This is a genomic window from Microcystis sp. M53602_WE12 (assembly GCF_030065455.1).
GTDB classification, from domain to species: domain Bacteria; phylum Cyanobacteriota; class Cyanobacteriia; order Cyanobacteriales; family Microcystaceae; genus Microcystis; species Microcystis aeruginosa.
Genome location: NZ_JASJFB010000604.1, coordinates 1 through 8,045 on the forward strand (window position 1 = coordinate 1; position 8,045 = coordinate 8,045).

Annotated in this window: 11 protein-coding genes; 4 read left to right on the forward strand and 7 right to left on the reverse strand. The window is 43.0% G+C overall.

What is annotated here, in order from left to right:
* The 6 genes from PX482_RS19025 to PX482_RS19050 form a co-directional block, all read right to left on the reverse strand.
* Positions 1 to 534 (reverse strand): HAS-barrel domain-containing protein (locus tag PX482_RS19025; protein ID WP_288122853.1); only part of this gene is annotated, 534 nt, incomplete at its 3' end.
* Between the two features lie 270 nt (positions 535 to 804).
* Positions 805 to 1,713, reverse strand: a complete 909-nt coding sequence (gene menA, locus PX482_RS19030) for a 2-carboxy-1,4-naphthoquinone phytyltransferase (RefSeq protein ID WP_002763692.1) — start codon at positions 1,711 to 1,713, stop codon at positions 805 to 807.
* Positions 1,714 to 1,903: 190 nt separating this feature from the next.
* A complete protein-coding gene (locus PX482_RS19035; protein ID WP_002763694.1) occupies positions 1,904 to 2,476 on the reverse strand; it encodes a Uma2 family endonuclease in 573 nt (190 codons plus the stop codon).
* Between the two features lie 264 nt (positions 2,477 to 2,740).
* Positions 2,741 to 3,754, reverse strand: a complete 1,014-nt coding sequence (locus tag PX482_RS19040) for a WD40 repeat domain-containing protein (RefSeq protein ID WP_288097394.1) — start codon at positions 3,752 to 3,754, stop codon at positions 2,741 to 2,743.
* Positions 3,755 to 3,790: 36 nt separating this feature from the next.
* Positions 3,791 to 4,033 carry a DUF5678 domain-containing protein gene (locus PX482_RS19045; protein WP_002763698.1) on the reverse strand — a complete coding sequence of 81 codons (243 nt, stop codon included), beginning with the start codon at positions 4,031 to 4,033 and terminating at the stop codon, positions 3,791 to 3,793.
* Positions 4,034 to 4,040: 7 nt separating this feature from the next.
* Positions 4,041 to 4,472, reverse strand: coding sequence for a DUF29 family protein (locus PX482_RS19050; protein ID WP_002763700.1), 432 nt, complete (start codon positions 4,470 to 4,472; stop codon positions 4,041 to 4,043).
* A gap of 167 nt (positions 4,473 to 4,639) precedes the next feature.
* Between PX482_RS19050 and PX482_RS19055 the strand changes: the two genes are divergently transcribed.
* The 3 genes from PX482_RS19055 (at position 4,640) to PX482_RS19065 (ending at position 6,180) form a co-directional block, all read left to right on the forward strand.
* Complete coding sequence (locus tag PX482_RS19055; protein WP_288097397.1) at positions 4,640 to 5,344, forward strand: choice-of-anchor C family PEP-CTERM protein; 705 nt, start codon at positions 4,640 to 4,642, stop codon at positions 5,342 to 5,344.
* A gap of 147 nt (positions 5,345 to 5,491) precedes the next feature.
* On the forward strand, positions 5,492 to 5,824 hold the full coding sequence (locus tag PX482_RS19060) for a DUF433 domain-containing protein (protein WP_002750711.1): 333 nt from the start codon (positions 5,492 to 5,494) through the stop codon (positions 5,822 to 5,824).
* Positions 5,821 to 6,180 carry a DUF5615 family PIN-like protein gene (locus PX482_RS19065; RefSeq protein ID WP_002763705.1) on the forward strand — a complete coding sequence of 120 codons (360 nt, stop codon included), beginning with the start codon at positions 5,821 to 5,823 and terminating at the stop codon, positions 6,178 to 6,180. Before PX482_RS19060 ends, PX482_RS19065 begins: the two co-directional genes overlap by 4 nt.
* A gap of 27 nt (positions 6,181 to 6,207) precedes the next feature.
* On the opposite strand, the gene PX482_RS19070 is transcribed toward PX482_RS19065, so the two are convergent.
* The gene (locus tag PX482_RS19070; RefSeq protein WP_288026828.1) at positions 6,208 to 7,599 is read right to left on the reverse strand and encodes an MlaD family protein; all 1,392 of its coding nucleotides are present in this window, start codon (positions 7,597 to 7,599) and stop codon (positions 6,208 to 6,210) included.
* 171 nt (positions 7,600 to 7,770) lie between these two features.
* Between PX482_RS19070 and PX482_RS19075 the strand changes: the two genes are divergently transcribed.
* Positions 7,771 to 8,045, forward strand: a 275-nt coding sequence (locus tag PX482_RS19075; protein WP_288122855.1) for a hypothetical protein, incomplete at its 3' end; no start/stop codon positions are given.

The following is an 8,045-nucleotide window of genomic DNA, read 5'->3' on the forward strand; positions in this document are numbered from 1 at the left end:
AAAGCGATCGAGATTAATACATATTGGCACGTCCATGTCAAGGGGTTGACCAATAGCAAAATTCTTTCTGGTGGGATCATCTTCCCAACCGAAAACCATGCGAAAATCCTGCTCACAAGCTTCATAAACTTGGCTAAAATGCGCGGGAATAGTTTTAACTGGCAGTAATTCTAAATCGGCGCTAGTTTGGGGTTGAAAAGAGCCTAAAGAAGTGTCAGAAACTGCGGGAGAATTACCTCCAGTCGGAGTAAACATGAGCATAGGCGATAGTTCAATAGTACCATAAGTACCGCTACCCGCTAAAACATCGCGCATAAAACTATCATCGGGATGGGGAGGATTCGCGATAATCCGGGGACTGGAGTGACCCAGGGAGACATCGGTGAGGAGACAGAAAAAACGCGATCGAGTGCCTTGCACCACCAAAAACTTACCGACGCGCATATCTTCTACCGAAATATCCGGATAAAGACGGATTTCTAAACCTTCACTCAGGGAACCTTGAATAACCGATCCGAGGGGTTGTTCACTCATGCTAACCTTTATTTGTGGCGATCTATCTCCCTATTCTGTCACTTTTCCGTTAATAAGTGCAAACTTGATCGGGTACAGTAAACAGTAATCAGTGATCAGTAAACAGTAAAAAGACAGTAGGAAACTGGAAGATGTACCAGACTAAGGCTGAATCCGCCGTATTAAATACTTCCCACTTAATACATACTGCACACTTAAAACTCAAATCTGATAACTGATAACTGATAACTGATAACTGATAAAGGGGTTTAAGAAAAAAAATCGGGTTGATCAACGGGAAGCAAGGAAATAGCCAAGGGAGAAGAGAATGCCACTAAAAAAGTGAAGATTAACCGCTATAAACTTGCAGTTACTGACTAGCTGAGGTTGGTCGTGATTTTGGTTAACGTGGTTGACTAATTGCCAAGCGAAAGGGAGACTAAGGAAGATTAAAAGAGTGAGAGGGGGATAAACCTGGAGCAGGACAAAAACTACCGTTAAAACGTAAACGAGAACCGTCACTACGGTTAAAACTTTAGAACCCTTTAAAGTACCTAAACGGACAATAGGTGATTTTTTACCCGCTTTGAGATCATCGGCGACTTGATGGAAATGGGAACAAAAAAGGATGATAGAAGTAGTAATCCCGATAATAATTGAAGCCGCTAGACTAGAGAGGGAAAAAGTGCCAGCTTGGGAATAGTAGGCAGCGGCAATCGCCAAGGGTCCAAAAGTAAAGAAACAGATAATTTCACCTAATCCTTGATAACCGAGACGGAAGGGAGGCCCTTGATAGGTATAGCCCAAAAAACAGCAGAGGGCGATTAATTCTAGGAGCATCCAATCGCCTCGCCCATAACTAATAGCAAAAATACCAGCGATGCCTAATAATAGAAAAAGATTACTCAGCCAGAAAATTAAAGATTTGTTACCGGTTAAATTAACAATCGAATGGGCCTTATTGACATCGATCCCGGTATCGGCATCAAAAACATCATTACTGAGATTTAACCAAGCGAGAATTAAAATAGCTGAGAGGATAAAAGTGGCAAAAACCGGGGGAGAAAATAGACCTGTTTCCTGATAAGCGATCGCTGTTCCCAGAATAATCGGTATAATCGCCACACTATACATTGGTGGTTTAATGGCTGCTAACCAGAGTTTTTTGGGCGAGGGAGTGGTGACAGTATCGGTGGTCATAGTTAAATAGGGTTTGCTGAAAAAGTTTTTCCTAGGAGTAGGGTGTAGGGTGTGGGGTTTTACCGATTTTTAGGGGGTCAATTAGCCAATTTTCAGGGAAAAAGTGCCTGAATTTACCCTGACTACTGACGAGCGACTCCTATTTTGATTTTGACCAGAGGTCTGATCATACCTCGGTTTTAAGGATATTTTACTCAAAAATGGAGATAAATAGACTAAAGCCGGGTAAGACATCCTCTCCGCTTAAATTAGCCGGTAGTTCCATAATTTCTACGGGTTGCTGAGGACGATAAATTTCCACTTGTTGTTGTTGAGGATTAACTAGCCAACCTAATCGCAAACCACTGTGGAGATATTCCTGCATTTTCGCTTGAATTTCCGGGAGGGAATCGCTACGGGAGCGCAGTTCAATGACGAAATCGGGACAAATAGGCGGAAATTTCTCCTGTTCTTCTCGACTCAGAGCTTGCCAACGAGTTAAACTCACCCAAGCGGCATCGGGAGCGCGATCTCCGCCTTTCGGCAAACGAAAAATCGTCGCCGAACTAAAGACTTTACCCAATCCGGTTTGACGATTCCACAACCAAAGTAAACTAATAAAATCGGCCTCTCGGTTGCCGCTAATTCCCCCAACAGGTGGCATCACAATTAATTCTCCTTGGGCGTTTCTTTCTAGTTGCCAATCTGGGTTAACTTGACAGAGACAGTAAAACTGCTCATCGGTGAGATTGACTGTATCTAAGTTTAAAATCACTGCTGCCATAGCTATATTTCGCCCTAGAAAACACTCTAGTCTTAATTATAGTCAATTAGGGCTGGCTGAATAAATCTAAAAACCTTGCTGGATAAGAGTTTTAGACTTTTTTGAAATCCAAAAGTACCAGATATGGGAGTGATCAGGGGGAAATTCAGCTACTTTTTCCCTGAAAATTAGGTAATTGACCCCCTCAAAATCGGTAAAACCCCACACCCCACACCCTACACCCTACACCCTGCTTCTAGGAAAAACTTTTTCAGCAGACCCCAATTAGATTCCTCGCCACAGTGCGATCGCACCGTCTCGATCTCCAGTGACTAACCAACGACCATCTCGACTGGCAACCATTCTTAAGATGACGTTTCCCTTGAGAGTATTCAAGTGCCGACGGGTATTAACATCCCAAAATTTGACAGTTCCATCCCCAGAAGTGCTGGCCAAAACTTTACCCCCATCGAGCAGGGCCATATCGGTAACAGCGTCGTTATGGGCGAGAATAGTAGTGGTGCCGATGCCGCTTTTTACTTGCCAACCGCGGATCGAACCGTCTTGACTAGCAGTACCGGCGGTATTACCATCTTTGGAAAAAAGCACCCGATAAACGGGGAATAAATTACCCGCATAGGCACGAATAAAGCGACCGGTACTCACTTTCCACAGTTTAACGAAGCCATCGTAATCGGCGCTAACAATTCCTTTACCATCGGGACTAAATGCGATCGCCTGAATCGGATGATTATGGCCGCGCAGGGTTTTTAACAGTGTACCCGTCTGAAAATCCCAGAGTTTAACTGTACGATCCCAGCTACCCGTGGCCAAAATTTCGCCATCGGGAGAAATAGCGGCATCGGTAACGAGAAAAGCATGGCCAGGATAGGTCATTTCTAATTTTCCCGTGCGCGTATTCCAGCGTTGCACTTTTCCCCCGGCATCGGCAGTTACGAAAGTCTCACCATCGGGACTAAATTGGATAGCGTTAACGGTATCACCTAGTTGCCAAGTCCTGAGAGGTTTTTGAGTTTTTAGGTCCCATTCCCTAACCGTGCCGTCAAAACTACCACTTAGCAGCAAGGAGTTATCGGGACTAATGGCCAAAGCATAGATGGGATCCTGATCGGCTTTTAAAATAGTAACCCGTTCGACCATCTGCCAAGGAACGATTTCTGCTAGGGGAGACGCTTGCGGAGTGGTGGTTTTCTCTTTTTCCCGATTGACTGCACAACCACCGGATAGGAACAGCAGTAATAATAACGATAACGTCGGTTGATAAAGGGTTATTTTCATAGAATTTTGCCGTTGTCAAAATCAACTTAAACTACTTTAAACTTGAATGGGTAAAATTTGAATAGAATAACGACAACTAGGAACAAGATAAATGACAAATTCTTGATTGGTTGTGTTGGCTTCTTCTAGAACATTCTGTAAATTTTCACCGTGAGCAATCACTCCTTTTTCGTTATAAGCAATGTATTGATTTTTATACAAATCAATCACGGTGTCACGATTTTTGTTTAACCAACGTAACATTTCTTGGGCTTGTTCTTGAGAGATTGAGTTGGTCATAATCTTTCTAGGGAGAGACGTTTTTGATGAGAAGGAAAGCATCACTAATCAGTTTATTTTTGTCAATTATAGCTTCTAGTTTCTCCGATTGATAACGACCTGATTCGACTTCTAAAGAAGCGGCATCCAAAGCATTAAGATAAGCATCGTTTAAAGTGTCTGTTAATTCCTCATCACTTAAATAATATCCTGCCGCTTTTCGGCGTTTATTTTGGCGTTGAATTTCTCTAACACTATTGCGAATGGAGACATCCCAAGAACGAGTGGTTCGGTTTTCTGCCTGTTGTTTAATTAAATGAAGTAATAAGATAACAGCATAACCACGAATGGTGCTAATAATCCCATTTTTGCTCATATCTTCAAGGTCTTCTACAATCGCCAGTGAACCTTTAATATCACCTTTTAAGAGTAAAGCTTTTAATTCTAAAAGTTCTTCCATAATCCAATTTCTTCCCCAAATACCCCTTAATTATATCTTGCCACAAGTCTCTCTATCCCAAAGCTCATTTAAGACCATCTTGAACAAAAAATTAATCATTTTTTCATTTATTTTAAGCTTTTCTGTGCTAGGCTATGGTTGTTTATCTAAAAATGGAGTTTTTAATTATGACTCAAAAATTAGCAAAACTGATTGATTTGCGGGGGGGGGGTAAGCATAGCTTATTAAAACTCTCAATTGCTTCCTATGTCTTGGCGGTGAGTGCTTTGATAGTCACCCCTGTACAAGCAGCAAATTTGATTCAAAATGGCAGTTTTGAGACGGCTACCGTCAACCCTAACCCTGGTGATTTTATAAGACTTGATGCTGGTTCCACAGCAATTACAGGATGGACGGTCAGCCAAGGAACAATTGATTATATAGGAACTTATTGGCAAGCTTCTGAGGGTAGTAGAAATCTGGATCTATCTGGAGCGAATGCCGGTGGAATTCAGCAAACCTTTAACACAACTGTCGGTGAGACTTATCGGGTGACTTTTGATCTGGCGGGTAATACAGACTACAGTCCTACTATTAAAGAGATGAGAGTGAGTGCAGGAGGAAATTCTGCTGACTTTTCTTTCGACATAACAGGAAAAAGCCGTTCAAACATGGGATGGGTATCAAAATCTTGGGGTTTTACTGCCACTGGAACAACAACTACCCTTAGTTTTCTAAATTTAGTCGATACACCTTATGGTCCTGCGTTGGATAATGTCTCAGTGATAGCTCTTTCCTCTCCTCCTCCTTCTATTCCCGAACCTTCATCAGTGCTAGGATTATTGAGTTTAGGAGTATTAGGAATTGGTTCTGCTTTAAAACGTCAATCTTAATCTCTTTTTATCTTTTTAACCCATCTAAAGTAGGTGGGTTAAATTGAATATTCAGATAGGCTTAAAATCGGTGAATAATTTTGAATTTTGCGGCACATTTTTAATAATATGCTAGGATAGTATTGATGTTTTAGGAGGTAACAACCTATGCAGTTAGAAGATTATTTTGAATTTGTAGCAGTAGATAATATTCAATTAAAAGGACATCGTATTGGCATTGAGGACGTACTGAAATACTATCGACAAGGTTATAGTCCTCAAGAAATTCTCCAAGAATTACCAACTCTAAATTTAGAAAAAATTTATGCCACTTTGACCTATTATTATCACAATCAAGCACAAATCGATCTCTATCTTGTCAAGCTAGAAAGACAACGGGAACAACATTATCAACAGTGGCTAGAAACATCATCTCCTTTAATTGATCGTTTAAGAAAAGCAAAAATTAAAAAGGAGCAGGAGTATTTACAAAAAGCATGAAAATTCGGTTTTTGCTGGATGAAAATTTATCTCCTAAGCTAAAAATAGCGGTTCAACGTATCAATTCTACTATAGATATTTTGCGAGTTGGTGATGCGGATGCACCTCTTTTAGGGACACTTGATCCTAATTTATTGCAATATTTAGAATTATCCCAGAGACTGTTAATCACTGACAATAGAAGTACCATGCCCAATCATTTAAAAGATCATTGGAACACGGGAGGTCACACTTGGGGAATTATTTGGTTACGCCCTAGCGGTACAATTAGTCAATGGGCTGAATCAATGATTTTAATCTGGGAATTAACAGAAGCTGAAGAATGGATTGATCGCTTAGATTGGATTCCTTTATGAGGAACTAAGGTGATTTTTCAAACACATTTAATCATTTATTTCGGGGCTTTTTCTGGGTTTCTTAGCGTCTTTTTCTGGGGTATTAGCGGCGGGATTTGGGGCTATTGTCGCAATTTGGGCGGCCATTCTTGTCATTGCTTGACCTTGGGCGAATTCCTGCTGTAGTTGTTCGCTAGAAGAAACCAAACGACTTAAACCCTGAATTAAGCGGATAATTTCCTGTCGCAGTTGCGGATTACCGGTAATTTCATCCACATCCGAGGTGATTTTCTGAAGATTGGCAAAAGCAGCGCGAGAGGAGTCGAGGAGTTGCTGTAGGGTGACAACAGTGGCAGGATCGGAGAGATAAGCGGTAAAATTTCCCAAATTTTCACTTAATTTAACAGCATTTGCCGAAATAGTGTTTAAATTCTCGATAATTTGGCTTTTCTGCACTTCCGTCAGGATCGGATCCAAAGCAGCGAGGGTAGTTTGTAGGCGATCGCTAGTAGTTTTGATACTATCGAGAGTGGCAATTAAACGATTTTGATTAGCTGCCAAAAAAACCCGCAGTTCTTCGGTGGTTTGGCCCACCAAAAGCAGCGTTTTTCGGGCCTCCACTAGGGTAGCGTCTAAATTTCTCAGGCCGCCACTTCCCTGTAAACTTTTCAGTAAAGTAGTCGCTTCCTGACTCAATCCCCCGACACCGGAAAGATCACTAGAAAGACGATCGAGGGAACCGGATACTTGGGGTAAGGATTCTAGGGATCTCATCCCCGAATTAAGTTTACCTAGAGTACCGCTGCGACGTACCTCACTTAAAGCGGTGGTTGCCTCACCACTAAAGCGATCGAGTCCCCCCAAGGCATTGGCAGCGCGTTGGGTAAAAGAACGAAATCCAGCCACCATATCGGGATCGCTAACTAGATTAGAAATTCTCAGTAAAGATCTGATCAAGGTATTGACATTTAGCGCCGATTGCCCTTGTAAACGGGAACCGTTACAGATAATCACTTCCCCATTACAGTTAGGACTCAAAGGGGGTTCTTTAACACCACCGACGGGTAAAGCTTGCAGGGGAGTAATATCGATCGTGGTTTCACCCACTAAACCGGATTGAATGGCTTCGATGAGGGAATTACTGGGAATTAGGCGATCTGCTGGCGAAATCTCCACTTCTACGGCGACTCCCTCCGGTTCTGGGGTAATTGCCGTCACTTGCCCGATTCTCACTCCCCGATAACCGACGCGGGTTCCCACCATCATGCCACCCACATTAGGAAAAAGGAAGCTGGCGCGATAACTGCGTCCCCCGAAGCTAAAATTACTTAACCAAGCGACAAACCAGATTAATATTCCCCCCGATGTCAGTAACATTAAACCGATACCACTTTGCCGCAGAGTTGGGGAAATCCCCCGTTGTGAACCGCCAGCTTCCATAAATAATTACTCCTCATCTCTACACAGTATCTTACAGGAGAAATCGGAGGATTTCAGTTATCAGTTTCTGAAGGCAAGAGTCAAGGAGTCAGTATTCAGGAGTCAGTATTCAGTATTCAGGAGTCAGGAGTCGGGAGATAGGATTCAGGAGTCAGTATTCAGGAGTTGGGAGTGAGGATTCAGTATTCAGGAGTTGGGAGTGAGGATTCAGTATTCAGGATTCAGGATTCAGGAGTCAGGAGTCAGGAGATTATTTTTATTTATTCTCCCCACTTCCCCCCGCAACGCGCACGCAGTGACCACCCCACACCCCACCCCCCCCCTCCCCCACACCCCACCAGCCCCCCCACCGCCCCCCCCCCCCACTGCCCCAGCACCCCACACCCCACACCCCACACCCCACTTCCCCATCACCCCATCACCCCATCACCCCACACCCCACACCC

Bases quoted from the DNA above. Each gene is read 5' to 3' on its own strand.
- PX482_RS19060 (WP_002750711.1), top strand. From the start codon at position 5,492: ATGCAGTTAGAAGATTATTTTGAATTTGTAGCAGTAGATAATATTCAA.
- PX482_RS19045 (WP_002763698.1), bottom strand. From the start codon at position 4,033: ATGACCAACTCAATCTCTCAAGAACAAGCCCAAGAAATGTTACGTTGG.
- PX482_RS19035 (WP_002763694.1), bottom strand. From the start codon at position 2,476: ATGGCAGCAGTGATTTTAAACTTAGATACAGTCAATCTCACCGATGAG.
- PX482_RS19070 (WP_288026828.1), bottom strand. From the start codon at position 7,599: ATGGAAGCTGGCGGTTCACAACGGGGGATTTCCCCAACTCTGCGGCAA.
- PX482_RS19055 (WP_288097397.1), top strand. From the start codon at position 4,640: ATGACTCAAAAATTAGCAAAACTGATTGATTTGCGGGGGGGGGGTAAG.
- menA (WP_002763692.1), bottom strand. From the start codon at position 1,713: ATGACCACCGATACTGTCACCACTCCCTCGCCCAAAAAACTCTGGTTA.
- PX482_RS19050 (WP_002763700.1), bottom strand. From the start codon at position 4,472: ATGGAAGAACTTTTAGAATTAAAAGCTTTACTCTTAAAAGGTGATATT.
- PX482_RS19040 (WP_288097394.1), bottom strand. From the start codon at position 3,754: ATGAAAATAACCCTTTATCAACCGACGTTATCGTTATTATTACTGCTG.
- PX482_RS19065 (WP_002763705.1), top strand. From the start codon at position 5,821: ATGAAAATTCGGTTTTTGCTGGATGAAAATTTATCTCCTAAGCTAAAA.